Annotated in this window: 17 protein-coding genes; 3 read left to right on the top strand and 14 right to left on the bottom strand. The window is 46.6% G+C overall.

Annotation, left to right across the window (positions count from 1 at the left end):
* Positions 1-24: 24 nt before the first annotated feature.
* The 7 genes from BLU03_RS03780 to BLU03_RS03750 form a co-directional block, all read right to left on the bottom strand.
* Positions 25-1338 carry a DRTGG domain-containing protein gene (locus tag BLU03_RS03780; RefSeq protein WP_076569694.1) on the bottom strand — a complete coding sequence of 438 codons (1314 nt, stop codon included), beginning with the start codon at positions 1336-1338 and terminating at the stop codon, positions 25-27.
* A gap of 202 nt (positions 1339-1540) precedes the next feature.
* The gene (locus BLU03_RS03775) at positions 1541-2221 is read right to left on the bottom strand and encodes a metal-dependent hydrolase (RefSeq protein ID WP_076569692.1); all 681 of its coding nucleotides are present in this window, start codon (positions 2219-2221) and stop codon (positions 1541-1543) included.
* A 15-nt stretch (positions 2222-2236) separates the two neighbouring features.
* On the bottom strand, positions 2237-3787 hold the full coding sequence (locus BLU03_RS03770; protein WP_093105698.1) for a polyamine aminopropyltransferase: 1551 nt from the start codon (positions 3785-3787) through the stop codon (positions 2237-2239).
* Positions 3788-3842: 55 nt separating this feature from the next.
* Positions 3843-4238 carry a DUF350 domain-containing protein gene (locus BLU03_RS03765; RefSeq protein ID WP_076569688.1) on the bottom strand — a complete coding sequence of 132 codons (396 nt, stop codon included), beginning with the start codon at positions 4236-4238 and terminating at the stop codon, positions 3843-3845.
* Positions 4239-4251: 13 nt separating this feature from the next.
* Positions 4252-4911 (bottom strand): DUF4247 domain-containing protein, encoded by a 660-nt coding sequence (locus BLU03_RS03760; RefSeq protein WP_076569686.1) that lies wholly within the window; start codon positions 4909-4911, stop codon positions 4252-4254.
* Between the two features lie 69 nt (positions 4912-4980).
* On the bottom strand, positions 4981-5652 hold the full coding sequence (locus BLU03_RS03755) for a PspA/IM30 family protein (RefSeq protein ID WP_076569684.1): 672 nt from the start codon (positions 5650-5652) through the stop codon (positions 4981-4983).
* A gap of 13 nt (positions 5653-5665) precedes the next feature.
* Complete coding sequence (locus BLU03_RS03750; protein WP_076569682.1) at positions 5666-6178, bottom strand: DUF4178 domain-containing protein; 513 nt, start codon at positions 6176-6178, stop codon at positions 5666-5668.
* Positions 6179-6387: 209 nt separating this feature from the next.
* Here BLU03_RS03750 and BLU03_RS03745 point away from each other — a divergent pair, with 209 nt between their 5' ends.
* Positions 6388-6843: a universal stress protein gene (locus BLU03_RS03745; protein ID WP_008591460.1), complete on the top strand. Its 456-nt coding sequence runs from the start codon at positions 6388-6390 to the stop codon at positions 6841-6843.
* 106 nt (positions 6844-6949) lie between these two features.
* Here the strand turns inward: BLU03_RS03745 and BLU03_RS03740 are convergent, their stop codons facing one another.
* Positions 6950-8143: an acetate kinase gene (locus BLU03_RS03740; protein WP_076569680.1), complete on the bottom strand. Its 1194-nt coding sequence runs from the start codon at positions 8141-8143 to the stop codon at positions 6950-6952.
* A gap of 121 nt (positions 8144-8264) precedes the next feature.
* Positions 8265-9260: a class I SAM-dependent methyltransferase gene (locus BLU03_RS03735; protein WP_076569678.1), complete on the bottom strand. Its 996-nt coding sequence runs from the start codon at positions 9258-9260 to the stop codon at positions 8265-8267.
* A gap of 154 nt (positions 9261-9414) precedes the next feature.
* On the opposite strand from BLU03_RS03735, the gene BLU03_RS03730 reads away from it, so the two are divergent.
* Complete coding sequence (locus BLU03_RS03730; RefSeq protein ID WP_076569676.1) at positions 9415-10218, top strand: NAD kinase; 804 nt, start codon at positions 9415-9417, stop codon at positions 10216-10218.
* Between the two features lie 86 nt (positions 10219-10304).
* Here the strand turns inward: BLU03_RS03730 and BLU03_RS03725 are convergent, their stop codons facing one another.
* The 4 genes from BLU03_RS03725 to BLU03_RS03710 form a co-directional block, all read right to left on the bottom strand.
* Positions 10305-11888, bottom strand: coding sequence for an amidohydrolase (locus tag BLU03_RS03725; RefSeq protein ID WP_093105695.1), 1584 nt, complete (start codon positions 11886-11888; stop codon positions 10305-10307).
* A gap of 102 nt (positions 11889-11990) precedes the next feature.
* Positions 11991-13199 carry a tRNA uracil 4-sulfurtransferase ThiI gene (gene thiI, locus BLU03_RS03720; RefSeq protein ID WP_008591469.1) on the bottom strand — a complete coding sequence of 403 codons (1209 nt, stop codon included), beginning with the start codon at positions 13197-13199 and terminating at the stop codon, positions 11991-11993.
* A 2-nt stretch (positions 13200-13201) separates the two neighbouring features.
* Entirely contained in the window at positions 13202-14344 is a 1143-nt protein-coding gene (locus BLU03_RS03715) for a cysteine desulfurase family protein (RefSeq protein WP_093105693.1), read from the bottom strand.
* Between the two features lie 171 nt (positions 14345-14515).
* Positions 14516-16204 carry a septation ring formation regulator EzrA gene (locus BLU03_RS03710; protein WP_093105690.1) on the bottom strand — a complete coding sequence of 563 codons (1689 nt, stop codon included), beginning with the start codon at positions 16202-16204 and terminating at the stop codon, positions 14516-14518.
* Between the two features lie 160 nt (positions 16205-16364).
* Between BLU03_RS03710 and hisJ the strand changes: the two genes are divergently transcribed.
* On the top strand, positions 16365-17162 hold the full coding sequence (gene hisJ / locus BLU03_RS03705) for a histidinol-phosphatase HisJ (RefSeq protein ID WP_076569670.1): 798 nt from the start codon (positions 16365-16367) through the stop codon (positions 17160-17162).
* Here the strand turns inward: hisJ and refZ are convergent.
* Positions 17140-17724 carry a forespore capture DNA-binding protein RefZ gene (gene refZ / locus BLU03_RS03700; protein WP_008591476.1) on the bottom strand — a complete coding sequence of 195 codons (585 nt, stop codon included), beginning with the start codon at positions 17722-17724 and terminating at the stop codon, positions 17140-17142. The two genes, hisJ and refZ, sit on opposite strands and share 23 nt — an antisense overlap.
* Positions 17725-17798: the final 74 nt, after the last annotated feature.

The following is a 17798-nucleotide window of genomic DNA, read 5'->3' as shown; positions in this document are numbered from 1 at the left end:
CTTTGAAAGCGGCTTTTTTTGTGCTTATTTATCAATCAGCTGGGCCATCAGCAGCGCTTTTCCGACAAGACTGCCTTCATGATAGACTTCTACATCCAGCTTGGCGAGTTTCCTCCCGGCTTCGAGCACCCGGGGATGAATCTCCACTTCACTCTCGAGCTGCACCGGCTTTATGAAGTAGACAGAAATGTTTTCGACAACCAGCTCACCTTTCTTCTGCCGTGTCAGAAGATGGCTGGAAGCCTCCGTTATCAAAGCGGTGAATACACCATACGACATCGTACCAAGCTGGTTTGTCATCTGCGGGGTGACTTTCGTTTTCAGCGTGTACGTTCCCTCTTCGTCCGTAATGTGCGTCAGCTGACTGGTGATCAGGTCATCGATCGTTTCCCCCACCTGCGGCTGTCTCTGGATATTCTGAAGCGCTTTAAGTACGTCCTGTCTGGAGATGATACCCTGAATTTCCCTCAGCGAATCGACGACTGGCATCAATTCAATTCCTTCCCACACCATCATATGGGCGGCATTCGCGAGAGAAGTGTTGACTGTGACCGTCATCGGGTTCCTCGTCATCACCTTTTCCACGAGAGTATTTTCATCTTCTCCCACAATATCTTTAGATGTTACGATACCGACTACTCTGTTCTGCATATCGACTATCGGATACCGGCTGTGGCCCGTCTCCCTGTTCAGGGAATGCCACTTGGAAATGCGGTCGTTCGAAGATAAAAATTTCGACTCCTCCAGCGGAGTATATATATCCTCTACCAGAACAATTTCTTTTTTGATCATCTGGTCGTAAATCGCTCTGTTGATCATGGCGGCTACCGTAAACGTGTCATAACTGGTGGAAATGACCGGTAGTTCTTTTTCATCCGCCAGCTGCTTCACTTCATCCGAAGTGTCAAATCCTCCCGTCACAAGAACGGCCGCACCTTCCTGAACCGCTAATTCATGAGCGTTCGTACGATTCCCTACGATAAGCAGAGAACCCGCTTCCGTGTACCTCATCATAGCATCGAGTTTCATAGCACCTATGACGAACTTATTGAGCGTTTTATACAGGCCTTTTCTCCCGCCCATCACCTGGCCGTCTACGATATTCACAATCTCCGCAAAAGTCAGGCGTTCAATGTTCTCTTTTTTCTTCTGTTCTATTCTGATCGTACCGACCCGTTCAATCGTACTGACGAGTTTCTGATTCTCTGCTTCCTTGATTGCACGATAAGCCGTCCCTTCACTCACCTGCATTTCCTTGGCAATACGGCGGACGGAAATTTTACTCCCTATACTCAAAGAATCTATGTGATTTAAAATCTGCTCGTGTTTTGTAGTCAAACGCTCACCTTCTCTCTAACTGTACTAGTGTTTACAAGTATAATTGTTATTATACTAGTGATACAGTTATAGTTCAATTTCGAACAGGTCCCGCCCGCTTCCCTTATTAAATGAATTATTATGTATTTCCATTAAATCACCGCTGTTCCGATTTAAAAAAATCCCGGTCGCTTTCTTCAAAAGCGACCGGGATGTGGTGATATTACAGTTCGATATATTCTCCCGGTTTGAGAGCTTTGCCTTTTCCGGGTTTAACTTTAGAAGCAAAAGCTTCTCCGTCCTGATTAATCAGATCAAAAGTATTGTAGTGAACCGGTACTACCTGTTTAGCTCCGATCCATTCAGCTGCCGTAAGCGCATCCTCAGGTCCCATGGTGAAGTTATCACCGATCGGAACGAATGCCAGGTCAATATCGTTTCTTTCCCCGATCATCTTCATGTCGGAGAAAAGACCCGTATCTCCCATGTGGTATACAGTTTTTCCGTCAATCGTCAACAGAATGCCGGTAGGCATACCGGTATATACGATAGTGCCGTCATCTTCTGTGTAGGAAGAACCGTGAAAAGCCTGAGTAAGTTTCACTGTACCGAAATCAAACTCGTGAGCCCCACCAATGTACATAGGATGGGCGTCCAGACCTTTATTGCCGAGATACGTGGCCAGTTCGAAAGGAGCAACTATCCGGGCATCATTTCTTTTAGCAATCTCAAACGTGTCACCGACGTGGTCATTGTGGCCGTGAGTCAGGAGAATAACGTCCGCTTTTGCTTCGTCCGCTTTCAGATCGGTATTGCCATTTTCGGAAATGTAAGGATCAATCAAAATGGTGTGTTTCTCCGTTTCCACTTTCACTACTGCGTGTCCATGATAAAATACTTTCATGTTCAGCATCCTCCTTTAGTAATCTTTCCACGCTTGCTCATATTTCTGAATAAGATTCGGGTGGATTAATGTATTAGGTTCCAGGTTCTTAACCTGACCGTCACTATCTAGGATTTCCCGGTCTTCGTCTTTTCCAAACACGGTAAGCGCCGGAACAATTTCCTCATTGAGAAATTCCGTCGGTACATCTATTGAAACATTTTCGATATCCACTTCTTTCCTTGAAGCCATTACGAAACCCCAGTTCCCGAAACTCGGTATGTCGACGTGAAAATTGTACGTATTCATATCCGTCGCTTCCACCGTTTCGTTGATGGTCCAGTACACCTCCGGGGCGAAGACGGGGCTTGTGGCCTGAGCCATCATCACGCCATCGGCTCTCAGATGATTCCGCACGAGTGAATAGAATTCTTTCGTATACAGCTTATTCAGACTTTCGTTGTTGGGGTCCGGCAGGTCGATAAGCACCGTATCAAAACGTTTGTCTGTCGCTTTCAGATACTTGAAGGCGTCTTTATGCTGAATATCGACCAGAGGATCGTCAAGCGCACCATCATTCAGCTCACGCAGGTGCGGGTTTTCTTTGGCGAAATCGACGACAGCGGGGTCGAGATCCACAAGAGTGATCGATTCCAACCCTTCGTACTTCAGCAGTTCGTTCACGGCAATGCCGTCTCCCCCTCCCAGCACGAGTACATCCCGGACGTTCTCTTTATAAGCCATAGGAAGATGTACGAGCGTCTCATGATACCGGTATTCATCAGTGGAACTGAACTGCAGGGCCCCGTCCAGAAAAAGTCGGGTATCTTCGTCGTCTTTTGTAAGAACCATCTTCTGATAAGAGGTGTTTTCCATGTGAAGAATCGGATCTTTGTAAAGTTTCTGTTCAAAGGAGAAAGCCAGCTCTTCCCCGAAGAACAGACCGCTAATGAGAAGAATCCCGATAAAGATTGCACTGCCCAGATGAAAAGAGAACTTTTTAATTTCTTCTCTGAAATAAAATAATACGAGGACGGCGACCGACAGATTAATGACCCCGACGAAAAACGCAGTCTTCACCATGCCCATTTCCGGGCGCAGATAGAAAGCGAACAGTAATCCCCCCACCAGCCCTCCGGCATAGTCGGAAAAGAGTACGCGGGCGGTACTTTTATTAAGTTCGACCCCGATATCATTCGCTTTACGTATAAGAACCGGCAGCTCCACACCCGTAAGAGCCCCGATCGTAAATGTTACAGTGTATAGAAAAAGCGCGTCGGACCCCGCCGGAGCAAAAGCGGTCATACCGAACATAAGAAAGCTGGAAAAACCTCCGACGACCGCCACGAGAAACTCCGTCCATATAAAAGCGACGACGAGATCTTTCGTCACTCGTTCACTGATGCTTGCTCCCACTCCCATTCCTGTCAGGAACAGGCTGATCGTAAGCGTGTACTGTTTCACCCCGTCCCCGAGAATATAGGAACCGAGCGCCCCGAATAACACTTCGAAAATAAGGCCGCAAATAGAAACGATGCCGGACGCCCAGTAAATAAGTTTGCTTTGTTTTAATCCTTTTTCATTCATTCATACTACTCCCTGTCAGAAAAAAGCACCCTCCCCACGGAGAGTGCTTTCCACCTTATGTAATCGAAGCTCCGATGACGAAAGCGAGACCTATCGATACACCCATCGAAATAATACCGACGGCTGTGTTATTCTCCTTCAGTTTGTCCTCCACAGAAAACTTGCGGGTGAGCAGTTCAAACAGAAGATAGGCTACCATCTGCAGAAGTACGCCCACTCCTCCCCAAATTAATGTGTCCACCACTGTGAAGCTGTGGTAAATGGCAAACGAAAGCACAATACAGATCCCGATAATCTTACCTGAGATGGACATTGCCACCGCCTGGTTTCCGGCACTTACTTCATCCCAGTCTTTATACTTCTTCGTCAATACTTCGAATATTGCAAGACCTGCAAGAACAACTGCAACCGCAATAAGGAAATATCCTAATGTTGCAAGTAATGGTTCCATACTTTCCCTCCTTTTATTTTCCTACACTCGGTCCTCCACCTCTTGTAGAAGATCCTCTGAACGACCCGCTATTGCCGCCGTACATTGAATACCCACCGTAGCAGCCTCCATTGTCACATCTGTCTCTCTGTGTACTCCTCCAGTCGTTCGTACCAAAGGCCTGGTTCAGCAAAGCGTACGCAAGCATCCCCTCGAAAAAGGAAGGGGAATAATTATTCTGTACAAATTCTTTCTCGGCAAGTTCAATGAGAATCAGACCTGCCTCTTCTTCACTCTCTTTCAATATGACAAAATTATCAGGATAAATCAATGCCTGTTTGTCACCCTGTCTATCACCGGTATCCTCAGGCTTCACTTCCTCCACAATCAGCTCTTCCACTTCCCGGAGATTATACTCACTCGTCATGTAAATTTCCGAACGGCCCCGGTCCGTCTGGACGGTATCAAGCTGAGGAAAAGTCTCCTCGATCATCGTTTCAACGGAAGTATAGGACTGCCCATCCAGGCTGTCTTCGATTTCTCCACGCGTCGGCTCTTCGGGTAATGACTCATAGGACTGTTCATTATATGTACCGGACATGCCGTTATCGGCACCATCCCCACTGTCAAAAATAAAAAAGGCGATAAAAGCTGCAAAAATCGAAAATAACACGACGCTCCCTATGTCTCTCACGGATGTTCCTCCTTCCCCTGGAAAGTAAAACTACAAGCCCGGCAACGCCAGGCTTGTAAGAAACCTTTATTATTCTTTATTCATTTTTTTCTTCATGGCAGCCAGCTCGTCGTCAACTTTATCGTCTTTTCCGAGCTCCTCGAATTCATCATCAAGAGAACGGCTTTCGGAACGGAGGTCTTCGCTCGTTTCCGCTTCCGCTTCATGCTGCATAACTTTCTCTTCCATCCGTTCGAATCCCTGTTTGGATTCATCATTACCGATATCAGACATAGTACGGTTCATCTTCGTACGGGTTTTTGCCGACTCCGCTCTTGCTTGCAGGGAGTCTTTTTTAAGTTTCATTTCCTGGTATTCTTTCTTCATTTCATCCAGTTTTGTACGAAGCTGTTCAGAATCTTTCTTCGCACGGTCATATGATTCTTTCAGCTGATCCGCCTGTTCCTGATGACTGTTTTTGTCTTCGATGGCACGACGGGCCAAGTCTTCATCCTCAGACTCCAGCGCCTTTTCGGCCTGCTTCATCCGCTTGTCTACCATAGCCTGAGCATCATCGTACTTGCGCTTAAGCATCTTTTCGTTGGCAATCTGCTTAGCTACTGCACTTTCAGCCTCCCGGATATCATTATCCATATCCCGCATAAACTGATCGAGCATTTTCACCGGATCTTCCGCTTTATCAAGCATGGAATTCAGTTCGGAACCTACTACCGTCTTTACGCGATTAAAAAATTTAAACATATAAATCTCCTCCTTATTTTGTTCCTGCTATAATCTTCAGTTCATACTCCTGCAGGGGTGTTCCGGCACTTACTTCAACTTCCGTGCCCCAGGCTTCCAGACTGAGCATATGCTCTTCGTCATCGGCAAGGTAATCCCCGTAACGGACCGATTCTCCCTGAAGGTTGCTGCTTCTTCCCTCTCCGATGACTTTCGCCACCCCTTCTTCCTTCTTATGATAGGTAAGACCATCATATTCCAGTTTAGCAGGGTAGGGAGTATCCACGGGCAAATGAACTTTCTCAAACATTCCCAGTTCGAGTTCTTCGTCCATCTCGGAAGATAACCACTTTGTATTTCTGCCTTCGAGAAGTTGATAACTGTACCATTCATAACTGCCGTCACGGTATGTCAGTTTACCGACCACTTCGTAATCCGCAAGGTCATACGTAACGATGTCCCCTACCTCGAGGTTCAAAGCATTCCGCTCCTCTACCGCTTCAGGTGTTTTTTTCGTTTTCGAAAATAATCGTTTTAAAAAACCCACACAGCTCTCTCCTTTTCATGACCTTGTACCCTTTATTTACGAATTGCTTCGGCAAAGGTTTCAAAAAATAATTTTTTTCTTCTTCAAGTATACCCTTTTTGCGCGCAACACAAAAGTTCACCGCTTTTTCACATAATTGAAACGGTTTCACGTCTAATATACAGCTCCGCGTGGTATATGTATAATAGAAGGAGAAAGGAGTGGATAGTATGACTTTTGAATACAAAAACATTGTAGTAGCGGTAGACGGTTCGGAGACAGCGGAAAAAGCGTTTCATAAAGCGGTGGACATCGCCAACAGGAATAATGCCACTATCATTCTGTCTCACATTGTGGATACCAGAGCTTTTGCCACGGTGGAAGCGTACGACCGTTCGCTGGCTATGAGAGCGGAGAAACATGCTTATGAGATTCTGGAAGACTACAAAAAGCAGGCCCAGGATGCAGGACTCGACAGCATCGAAATCGAGATTGAATACGGCTCTCCAAAAGTGAAACTCACCAAAGAAATCGCTCCTAAATATAATGCCGACCTGATCATCTGCGGTGCTACCGGCTTAAACGCCATGGAACGTTTCTTTATCGGAAGCGTGTCCGAGCACATTACGAGAACTGCGAAATGCGATGTTCTTGTAGTACGCGACAGTGCCCAGGCCGATTCATGAAGTTAATTCTCCGTTGAAAAAAAGAGTGATGTCCTTTTATAAATTGAAGGACATCACTCTTTTTTGAATTATATTTTTTTGGAAAGGAGACGGAAAGAAGGGTGATTCAGTCTTTCAACCCTTTTTCGACCGTATCTCTCGCTATCATGACTTCTTCGTTCGTAGGAACGACCATAACTTTTACGGGAGAATGAGGATAGTTTACGAAAGCATCTTTCCCGCGGACGTTATTAAGGGAAGGATCCCAGTATACCCCCATAAATTCAAGGCCTTTCAATATACGTTCCCGTATTGAAATACTGTTTTCCCCGACACCGGCAGTAAAAATAATGCCGTCCACACCGTGCATCCGGGATGCGTAGGAACCTATATATTTGTGAATACGGTCAGCGAAAACCTGAAGAGCCAGCTGGGCCCGTTCGTCTCCTTCTCCCGCTTTCTGTTCAATATCCCTGAGGTCACTGGAAAAACCTGAAAGGGCCAGCATCCCGCTTTCCTTGTTGAGGACGCTCATTACTTCATCAGCTGTTTTTCCTGTTTTTTCCATAATGAAAGGTATGAGAGCCGGGTCGATGTTTCCGGACCTCGTCCCCATAGTGACACCGGCAAGCGGAGTGAAACCCATGGAAGTATCAATCGATTTCCCGCCTTCGATTGCCGCAATACTCGCTCCGTTCCCGAGGTGGCAGGAGATGAGTCGAAGCTGCTCAACAGGACGGCCGAGCATCTGCGCCGCATGCTGGGATACATATTTATGGGAAGTCCCGTGGAAACCGTATTTCCTTATCCCGTAATTCTCATAATACTCATAAGGCAGGCTGTACAGGTAGGACTCTTCCGGCATCGACTGGTGGAAAGCTGTGTCGAACACTGCCACGTGAGGCACGTTCGGCATCACTTTACGGAAAGCCCGTATTCCGGTCAGGTTGGCCGGGTTATGAAGAGGTGCAAGTTCAGACACTTCTTCGATGGCCTCTATTACTTCCTCCGTTACGAGAGCCGAATCGCTGAATTTCTCCCCTCCGTGCACTACCCGGTGACCGACTCCATCGATATCATCCAGAGAATCTATGATGCCTTTTGAGGTCAATGTACTTAAAAGCAGATCCACTGCCTGCTGGTGATCGGCGATTTCCTCCACCTTTTTATCTTCTCCGTCCACAGTCTCGATATTAAAGATGGAGTCATTTAATCCGATCCGTTCCATGACACCTTTTGCATTGACTTTCTCCTCCGGCATTTCAATAAGCTGGAACTTCAATGAAGAACTTCCGGCGTTTATAGCTAAAACTTTATTCAACGTTGTTCATCCCCTTAAATATAGGTTCTATACTTATAACAAATACATTTAACCACCCGTCATTCCTGTTTTCAAGTATAACAATCAATGGGAACGTTTTCGTGTTATATTCTATATTTTCTTACAATTTCCCGCTGTGATAATCACTGAACCAGTCGTTTACCTGGGAGATGACATTCGATGTTTTCTCCGGGCTCGAAAAAGATGGGAGTTTAACGAGAAGAGCCTGCTTCGGCGGTTTTGTGCCTTCTTGTTTCTTCTGGACGATAAACACACTCCTGGCGAATTTTTCTTTCTTAAACAGATCTTCCGGCAGCTGCAGCATTCCGATGATATGTGCGTGATCGCGCAGATACCTCTGCAGCTGCTGTGCCTGATCACTTTCAAACAGGAAGTTGGGTACGACGAAGATGCCGTATCCTCCCTCTTTCAAATACGTGAGACTCTGTTCAATCAGCAGGTGATGAGCGTAGGAGTGTCCTTCCCCGGCTTTCAGTTCGTATTTTTCCGCCTGGGCGTCGTCCGGGTAATATCCTACCGGAAGGTCTGCCGTTACGATATCGACGGGTTCAAGCAGAAAGGGCTGAAGACTGTCCTGATGAAAAAATTCGATATTATGCTTTTGAAGGTTCGCCTGGACGACAGCGAGTTGAATGAGAGAATCATCCACTTCACTGCCGTATGGGACGATATCTTTATCCGTACCGTTCAAAATGGCGGTCAGCAAGTTGCCACTGCCACAGACCGGATCAAAAAGTCTGACACTTCCCTGATGAAACTCTGTAAGTTTCCCTGTCAAAAAACCGATAAAAGTGGCTACTGCATCCGGGGTAAGAAGGTGCTGCTGCTGCGTAACGCCTTTCATCCCTTTGAGCGTAGCCAGCTGTATGGCTTTTCTGATCTCTTCGTTTTCATAATTGTTCTTATTGAAACCGAGCCACTTGTTCCGAATGTCCACCTGGAGCTTCTCAGGATAATCTTCGAAGACCTGACCCTGATATAAAATATCGAGCGCCTCGGTAACGCCTTCCAGGTACGTAATGTTCAGACCCTCCGAAATAGCAGTGGCCATTTCATCTATCTGAGTAAACAGTTTCTCTACGTTTTGCTGATCCATATGTCGTTCCTCCTAAACAATTGAGGCTTCATTAGCTACCTTCATATACAATATCGAAAGTGCACTATCTTTTCAAATGCGGACCTTTCTAAGAAGTATAAACTGAAATAACTGTGGTAAAATGGGGGTGGATAAATTCAAAAGAGGTGGTTTTATGTCAAATCAAAGAAGAAATCTATATTTCTATTATACACCCAGCAAAGAAAAGGATGAGAAAGTACAACCTTTGAAACAGCTGGCTGTTGATAATAATTTCACTATTGTGGAAGATTACAACGATGCGAACATCATTATTTCTGTAGGAGGAGACGGGGCTTTCCTTCAATCCGTCCGGAAAACCGGTTTCCGCCAGGACTGTCTTTACCTAGGAGTTAAAGAGGGGGACGAAGCCGGACTCTATTGTGACTTCAGCCTGGATAATTACGAACAGATGGTCACCTATATGATGAATGATGAAATTGAAGTAAGGAGATTCCCTCTGATCGAAGCTAAAGTGAATAATGAATCGACCTTTCTCTGTCTGAACGAATGCAGCGTACGTTCCTCGTTAATAAAAACGATCGACATCGACGTACACATTGATGACCTTCACTTTGAACACTTCCGCGGGGACGGACTGATCGTCTCTACACCGACTGGAAGTACAGGCTACAATAAATCAACCAAAGGGGCTGTCGTGGATCCTCTCCTCCCTTCTATGCAGGTGAGTGAACTGGCATCGCTTAACAACAACCGCTTTCGTACTCTGGACTCTTCCTTCATTCTCGGTAAAGAGCGTAAGTTGCGTCTTGACGTACGTCAGGACGGGAATGACTTCCCTATTATCGGAATGGACAACGAAGCCTACTCTATCAGAAACATCCGGTATATCGATATTTCTTTGAGTGATAAACTGGTGAAAACCGTCAAATTGAAAAGCAACTCCTTCTGGCACCGGGTACAGCGTACTTTTCTGTAACATTACTGAAAGCGCCCGGAACGAAGATATAATACAAAGATCCGGTCAGTGTTGACCGGCTCTTTGTTTTGCTCGATCTCTTTTCATTATTTTTCGTACATAATCTCTCCGTCGACTACCGTCATCATAACGACCGCATCGGCGACCTCGTGGCCGGCTGATGAGAAGAGATCACGGTCCAGCACGGTAAAATCAGCCACATACCCCGCACGGATCATTCCCTGCTCCTCTTCTCTGCTGACTGCATGGGCACTTCCCTTCGTATACAGAGATATCGCTTCGTACATCGACAGTTTTTCTTCTTCCCCGTATACCTGAAAATCGAGGGTCGCCCTCCTGTCTACAGCCGCCCGGATACCAAGCAGCGGATTCACTTCTTCGATGGGAGCATCGGACCCTCCTGCAAGGAGGACGCCTTTATCGTAAAGGGTTTTCCAGGCATAGGCATACTCCATCCTTTTTTCGCCAATTCTCTCTATCACCCACGGAAAATCGGAAGCAACAAAAGAAGGCTGTATGTCGAGCACTACAGGTAATTTCTGCAGACGGGCAATCAGCTCCCCGTCCAGAATCTGCGCATGAATAATCCGGTCTCTTTGCCCATTTTTCAGTGGAAACCGTTCCATTCTTTCAAGTACGGCTTTTACCGCCCCGTCTCCGATAGCATGAACAGCTACGGGCATCGCCTTTGCTCTTGCTTTTTTGAAAAGATCATCGAGATCTTCATCGCTGTGGATAGCCACGCCCCGGTTCGACGGGTCATCTTCATATGGAGCATTCAGAAGAGCGGTACGGCCCCCTAAAGCCCCGTCAGAAAATATTTTCATAGCTCCAAGTTCTGTAAAGGGCGCCCCGTCCCCGAAAGCGAGCCCCGCTTCTTCCATTTCGTCTGCTGCTTTATGGTGGACGAGAAGATTAGTGCGGAACTTCTTTCCTCTTTCATGTATGACCTTGCGGAAAACGCGGTATGTTTTAAGAAAACCTCCATAATAATACAGATCCTCTGTATGTCCGCCTGTAAGACCGCGGGCATACATATCTTCTATCGCTGCCGTAAGCGCCTTTTCGAGATAGTCCGATGATACGCCCGGCATCTGTTGCTTAATGAGTTCCTGAGCCTCGTCATGAAAAACACCAGTTACTCCGCGCTCGTCCTTCCCGATTCTCCCTCCCTGCGGGTCAGGAGACTCTTTCGTTACTCCTGCGAGTCTGACAGCTTCGGAATTCGCAACCAGCGCATGGCGGCAGACTCTCGTAATGATGGCCGGATGTTCTCCGGTCACTTCATCCAGTTCAGACTTATGGATGAGTCCGTTTTCCTCCCACTGATTTTCATTGAATCCTTCTCCTACGATCCACTCTCCCGGAGACGTATTATCCGCATACTGTTTCAGAGCACGGAGAACCTCTTCCTTTGATTTCATAAATGACAGGTCCAGCCTGAGAAGCCGTTCCCCGTGCATCATCATATGTAAATGGCTGTCCGTAAAACCGGGATACATAATGCCGCCATTCAGATTATGCTGTTCATTCAACATTCCCCCGTACTTATCATACAGTTCACTGGTGCTCCCGGTGTCCATCACCCGCCCTTCACTCACAACTACAGCTTCCACCCAGTCTCCTTCGTTTATCATTGTATAAATTTTTCCCCCGAACCAAAGTTCCACCACTTTCCCCTCCTGCAACCGTTTTCTTTTTCCCCAAAAAACACCTGCCGGCTTTTTCACCCGCTGTACCTCACAACAGAAAAACCGACAGGCAGACACTCGTTAAAATAAGTCGGCAAAACTTTCCTGTTTCCGACCCTCTGATTTTCCATTAATATGAATGGTCTCTATATTCCCTACTGCTTCTTCTATATAACCGGAAAAATCTACCGACTGTTCGATAGCTACTGTCTTTTCCCTATTCGGTTTCGTTTTCGGCTCTTTCGGAACGAAAATAGTACAGCAGTCTTCATAAGGACGGATCGAGATATCATACGTATCGATCTTCTCCGCAATATTTATGATTTCAAGCTTGTCCATCGTCACGAGAGGTCTGATCACCGGATAATCAGTCACTTCGTTTATCGTGTTCATGCTTTCCATCGTCTGGCTTGCTACCTGGCCGAGGCTTTCGCCTGTGGTAATCGCCAGCGCCCCCTGCTGTCTGGCTACCTTTTCCGTAATCTTCAGCATCATTCTGCGCGTAATAGTCATCCCGTAGCTGTCGGGGATATCTTTATGAATTTTCTGCTGGATGGCTGTAAACGGCACGATGTGCACTTTAATACGTTTTCCGTACCGGGAAAGCTCCTGAGCGATATCCAGAACCTTCTGCTTGGCACGCTCGTTCGTGTAAGGAGGGGAATAAAAGTGGACGGCCTCTATTTCCACTCCCCGTTTCATCGTAAGATAGCCGGCTACCGGAGAATCAATGCCTCCCGAAAGCATGATCATCGCTTTTCCTGTAGTACCGACCGGAAAACCGCCTGCACCCGGGTAATCCTTCGAAGTTACATAAGCCCCTTCGTGTCGGATCTCCACTTTCAATTCGACGTCCGGATGGTGGACATCCACACTCAATCCTTCCGTATTTTTAAGGATATGCCCCCCAAGTGCCGGGTTGAGATCTTCCGAAGTAAGAGGGAAGGATTTATCCGCCCGCTTGGCAGAAATTTTGAACGTCCGGGCCCCGTTTTCCGCCTGTACTGCGGAAAGTACAGCTTCTTTCAATTTTTCCAGCTCGTTTTCCGTATGAATGGCGAAACTGAGACTGTAAATACCGAATACCTGCTGGCAGGCTTTCATGACTTCTTCTGCATCTTCTCCGTTCAGCAGTACGTACATACGCCCTCTCGTTTTCTTTACCTTCGCCCGCCGGAATTCCCCCAGACGGAACTGAACGTTTTCGAGCAGCTGGCGCTCAAAATGTTTCCGATTTTTCCCTTTCAGAGCCATTTCACCGAAACGGATCAATATATGATCAAATTCCATTTTTATACCTCCATCGTTTTTATTAATGAGGCTTTCACTTCGCTCAACGCAGTAATGAATTGCCTGACTTCTGTTTCCGTCGTACTGTAGGACAAACTGATCCGCAGGGCGGAAGATGCTGCTTCCCCGCTCACCCCGCAAGCGTCAAGAACTGAACTCTTATCCGGTTCCTTCGAAGAACAGGCCGACTTCGTCGAAATATATATGCCCCGCTCGCCGAGAGAGTGGATAACCGTTTCAGGTTTATAACCGGGAAGTGAGAAATTGAGGATGTGCGGAGCCCCACGTTTCGGTGAGTTGACTACAGCCCCGGCCATTTTCTCCAACTCCTCATACGCATAGTTACGAAGTCTCTGCAGCTCCTGTGCTTTTTCCTGCTGTTCTTCTTTTATGAGACGCATCGCTTTCGTAAAAGCGACGATTCCGGGCAGGTTTTCCGTACCGGCACGTTCCCCGTCTTCCTGACCTCCGCCATGCTGAAGAGGAAACAGACGCACATGATCTTTTTTATAAAGTGCTCCGGTTCCTTTCATGCCATGGATTTTGTGACCGGAGAGCGAACACATATCTACTGCCGCTTCATGGAAAGGAAGATCGACTTTTCCGAAGCCCTGCACATGGTCCACATGAAAATACACTTTAGGCCAGTTGCTCAAGAATGCCGCTATTTCTTCTATAGGCTGCACGGTTCCCATTTCATTATTTACGGACATCACACTAACAAGAATCGTGTCTTGCCTGACTGCTTTCTGAACATCTTCCGGATCCACCCGTCCATAGGCATCCACTTCAAGATAAGTGACGTCAAAACCGAAAGATTCAAGAGATTGGAACGTTTCAAGGATGGAAGGATGTTCCACCCTTGTCGTCACCAGGTGCTTCCCGCGGGACATATGCATGAGGGCGGTGCCTTTGACGGCGAGGTTATTACTCTCCGTGCCCCCGGATGTAAAAATGACCGACCCTTCCTTTACTCCCAACCAGGAAAGGACCCGTTCTCTCGAGGACTCAAGCAGTCTTTCAGCCTCTCCCCCTAAAGCATGAATGGAAGAAGAATTTGCATAAAATCGCTCAGCCGTTCTGGTGAAAGTATCAAGAACCCCTTCGTAAGGACGCGTAGTGGCACTATTATCTAAATAAATCACGGTAGTTTCCCTTCTTTCGCTCTATAAATGCAATGAGTTATATTAACACAACTCGTTCAGTAATTCCACTTCAAACGACACGTGCTTTCCTTTTCTATTACTCATTGAAAGAGCCTGCCGGCAAATTACCGACAGGCTCTTTTTCAAATCGATCGTTCTATATGCTTTCTGTTATACCGTTACCTCTTCCTGTTCACGGAAGCGATCCACTACTCCGGGTTCTATCTTTTCAAGGACTTTGGAAGTCCGTTCAAAAGCCCGGGAGTACTCTGTCATGCGGAACTCTTTTTCTGCTTCCGTTAGCTCCGCAGCTACAAGTGGACGGGAAGTACGATATTTGTTGCCGTATTGAATCAGGCGTTCTGTCAGTCGCGAGAGCTCCATAATTTCGCGGGATCTCTCATGAGCTACCTGCAGCGCGTCTTCGGCTTCATCTATCTTTTCGTGAACCCTGTCCATCTCAAGCGGCACCTCTTCAAGAGTACCGAAAGCCTCATCTACGGCAAGACGGGCCTTCTCGATAATGTCGACAACTTCCCGGGGAAGTCCGGGCAGATTGCTCCGTCTGAGCTTTCTGTTGATTTCTTTCAGATCCTGTTCAATCAGAACAATTCTTTCATTAGCTTTCCATTCTTCCTCTCTCAGATCTTCCAGTCTCGTTTCTACGTGAGCCTTTTCCTTATCAAGAAGATTCAGTCTATCCTCTTCCTGGTTCAATTGTGAAAGCAGTCTCGTAAAAGGTGTCTCCCCATCATCCATCTGAGTTCTCATCTCATCATCCGCCTGCACGATAGCGTAAAAAGTACTCTTGGCCTGTTGGAGAGCTTCCATATCTTCTTCACTGAATTGGTAAGCCTGCTTCACTATTTCCGCTTCTTCCTCAACCTCACGCATGCCGAACGTCATCTGTCTTAACCTCTCGGAGAAGGCTTCATATCTTTCCGCGAACGTCTGGACAGCCAGCGCCTCTTCCTCCAGCTGGTTATACATTTCAGTGATACGTGCTTCCATCGTACAAACGTCACTGTAGTCAATGCTCTCTCCGGCTTCCATTTTCTCTTCATAGTATCGGAGGTCTTCCTGGAATCTATGTAATTCTTCCTCAAATCCCAAGTGGTCTATTCTGTACCCCTGATCCTTCATTTCAAGTATTCCCTGCTGTAGTTCTTCACATTGCTTCGGAAGTTCTTTCTTGCACTTTCTCAGCGCATCAGGGAAGGTGGCTGTCTCCTCTTTCAGCTGGTCTACATCTGTCCGGACAGATCTTATCAGTTCTTCGGCTTCCAGATAATTGCCTTCCTCGGAAAGTTTCTCAAACTGATGTATCTTTTCCTGAGTATTATCGATGCGGCCTTCGAAAACGTGCACTGCCTCTCCGTAACCGTAACGGTCCTTGATCAGTCTCTTTTTCAAAGCATCGAGTTCCGGCTGCAGTTCCTCCGCTTCCTGCCTGGCGCTCTCTTCGGAAGTAAGAAGGCTGTTCAGTTCTTCCATCATTTCTTTTATTTCGTTTTCTACTTTATCCAGTTTATCTTCCGTCGCGGTTTTCTGTTTTTTCAGTTTCTGAAAGTGGAATTTGTCCACGGCTTCTTCCATCTTAAAGAGGTCATCCTCGATTTCGGGAAGCGTCCGGGTCAGTATACTTTCCCATCTCTCCCGCCATGATTCAAAACGCTCTTCTGTCTCTCCCGACAAGTTGAGCCGTTTCACTTTGTTCAGCTCTTCAGAAACATTGCGGTCCCTGATATCCAGCTTCCAACCTTCCAGCTGATCGATCTGATCATACACACGTTTTCTCCATATAAATCCGACAATAATAAGGGCGATGATCACTACGATCACACCTACTATATACTTCATACAAAATCCCTCCTGGCTACATGACGGAACCTGCGTTCAGTACCGACAACTTACAGATTCATTACCTTTTATGATACCATTAATCTAATGCTTTTGGCTAAAATAATTAAAAAATTCCCGGTGTAAAATCAAAAGTTTTTATCGGAAAGGATGTATCCGAATGAGAGACGGTCACATACACAGCCCCTTCTGTCCACACGGAAGCAGGGACTCGTTTGAAAAATATGTAGAAAAAGCTTTACGTTCCGGGTACAGGACGATTTCCTTCACGGAACACGCTCCCCTCCCGGCGAATTTCGAGGACCCGGTTCCCGGTAAAGACAGCGCCATGTCCATGAAAGACTTCGAAAACTATCTGGAAACGGTGAATAAAGTGAGAGATCTGTACAAGACAGACATAACTATCCACCCCGGCCTGGAAGTCGATTACATACAGGGATATGAGCGGGAAATACGTGACTTCCTTGATGAATATGGGCCTCATCTCTCGGATAGTATCCTGTCCGTCCACTTTCTGAAGGGAGAATCGTTCTGGCATTGTATCGATTACAGTCCTGAAGCTTTCCGGCAGGCAGTTGACGACTTCGGCGGAATCCATTCGCTGTATTCGGCTTATTTCCGGCAGATCCGTCACTCTGCTTCAGCAGACCTCGGTTCCTGTAAACCGGGTCGGGTCGGCCATATGACTCTTATCAGGAAGTTTCATCACCTGTACCCCTCGCCGGAAGGATGGGAATCTATGGCGGAAGAGAGCCTTCCGCTTATAAAAAGCAGCACCATGGAGCTTGACTATAATGGTGCGGGGATGATGAAGGAGTACTGCACGGAACCTTATCCCCCTTCCTTTATAGCTCTTAAGGCTCATGAGACCGGCATCCCTCTTGTATACGGCTCAGATGCCCATACAGCAAAAGGGATGAATGCCGGCAAAGAACTTATTCGACAGGATCTCCTTTGAACCACTGCCGGATGTTTTCAACATACTTATCAATAAAATAGCGTTTAGCTTCCGTACTGCTTCTTTCCCCTCTCTGATACCAGGGGACGGTGAAAGGAGCCTGAAGCATCCCTTTCATTTGCAGAAGCTGTAATTCCTGGCCATAACGGAGATCGGAAATATCATCCGCCTGAAACAATATACTCGCCCACAGAGAGTCTTCCTTCGCTATATAAGTAACAAGCAGTTCCCGGAGCAGCGTCGAATCAAGCATCATTTCTCTGTGGACAAAACAGGACAGTTGATAGTTATCCATTTTATAGTGTAAAATTCTCTTAACTATTGTAAGAAAATGTTCACCCAGCGACTCTTCGAGCAATTTCAGATTCGCTTCGAGATGATCGATGACAATCGTTTCGAAAAGCCCCTGTTTACCATTGAAGTAGTAACTGATCAGAGAAATATTCACTTGGGCTTCTTTGGCAATATCGCGCACAGAAGTCGCATGATAACCTTTCTGATAAAAAAGTGTTCCTGCTGCCTGAATCACTTTTTCTTTCGTAGGGTGCGTGTTTTTCATCATTAGCGTCCCCTCTCCTGCAATATATTATTCTATTGAAATACTGAAAATCCCTGCACAATTATTTTTTTCAAAAT

It is taken from the genome of Salimicrobium album, assembly GCF_900107115.1.
GTDB lineage: Bacteria > Bacillota > Bacilli > Bacillales > Halobacillaceae > Salimicrobium > Salimicrobium album.
Note: the sequence above shows the minus strand (reverse complement) of the source record. Positions and strands in the feature narration are given on the sequence as shown.

Coding starts and splice junctions, on each gene's coding strand:
- BLU03_RS03755 (WP_076569684.1), bottom strand. CDS start 5,652: ATGTTTAAATTTTTTAATCGCGTAAAGACGGTAGTAGGTTCCGAACTG.
- BLU03_RS03735 (WP_076569678.1), bottom strand. CDS start 9,260: ATGGATCAGCAAAACGTAGAGAAACTGTTTACTCAGATAGATGAAATG.
- BLU03_RS03730 (WP_076569676.1), top strand. CDS start 9,415: ATGTCAAATCAAAGAAGAAATCTATATTTCTATTATACACCCAGCAAA.
- refZ (WP_008591476.1), bottom strand. CDS start 17,724: ATGATGAAAAACACGCACCCTACGAAAGAAAAAGTGATTCAGGCAGCA.
- hisJ (WP_076569670.1), top strand. CDS start 16,365: ATGAGAGACGGTCACATACACAGCCCCTTCTGTCCACACGGAAGCAGG.
- thiI (WP_008591469.1), bottom strand. CDS start 13,199: ATGGAATTTGATCATATATTGATCCGTTTCGGTGAAATGGCTCTGAAA.
- BLU03_RS03710 (WP_093105690.1), bottom strand. CDS start 16,204: ATGAAGTATATAGTAGGTGTGATCGTAGTGATCATCGCCCTTATTATT.
- BLU03_RS03745 (WP_008591460.1), top strand. CDS start 6,388: ATGACTTTTGAATACAAAAACATTGTAGTAGCGGTAGACGGTTCGGAG.
- BLU03_RS03775 (WP_076569692.1), bottom strand. CDS start 2,221: ATGAAAGTATTTTATCATGGACACGCAGTAGTGAAAGTGGAAACGGAG.
- BLU03_RS03765 (WP_076569688.1), bottom strand. CDS start 4,238: ATGGAACCATTACTTGCAACATTAGGATATTTCCTTATTGCGGTTGCA.
- BLU03_RS03770 (WP_093105698.1), bottom strand. CDS start 3,787: ATGAATGAAAAAGGATTAAAACAAAGCAAACTTATTTACTGGGCGTCC.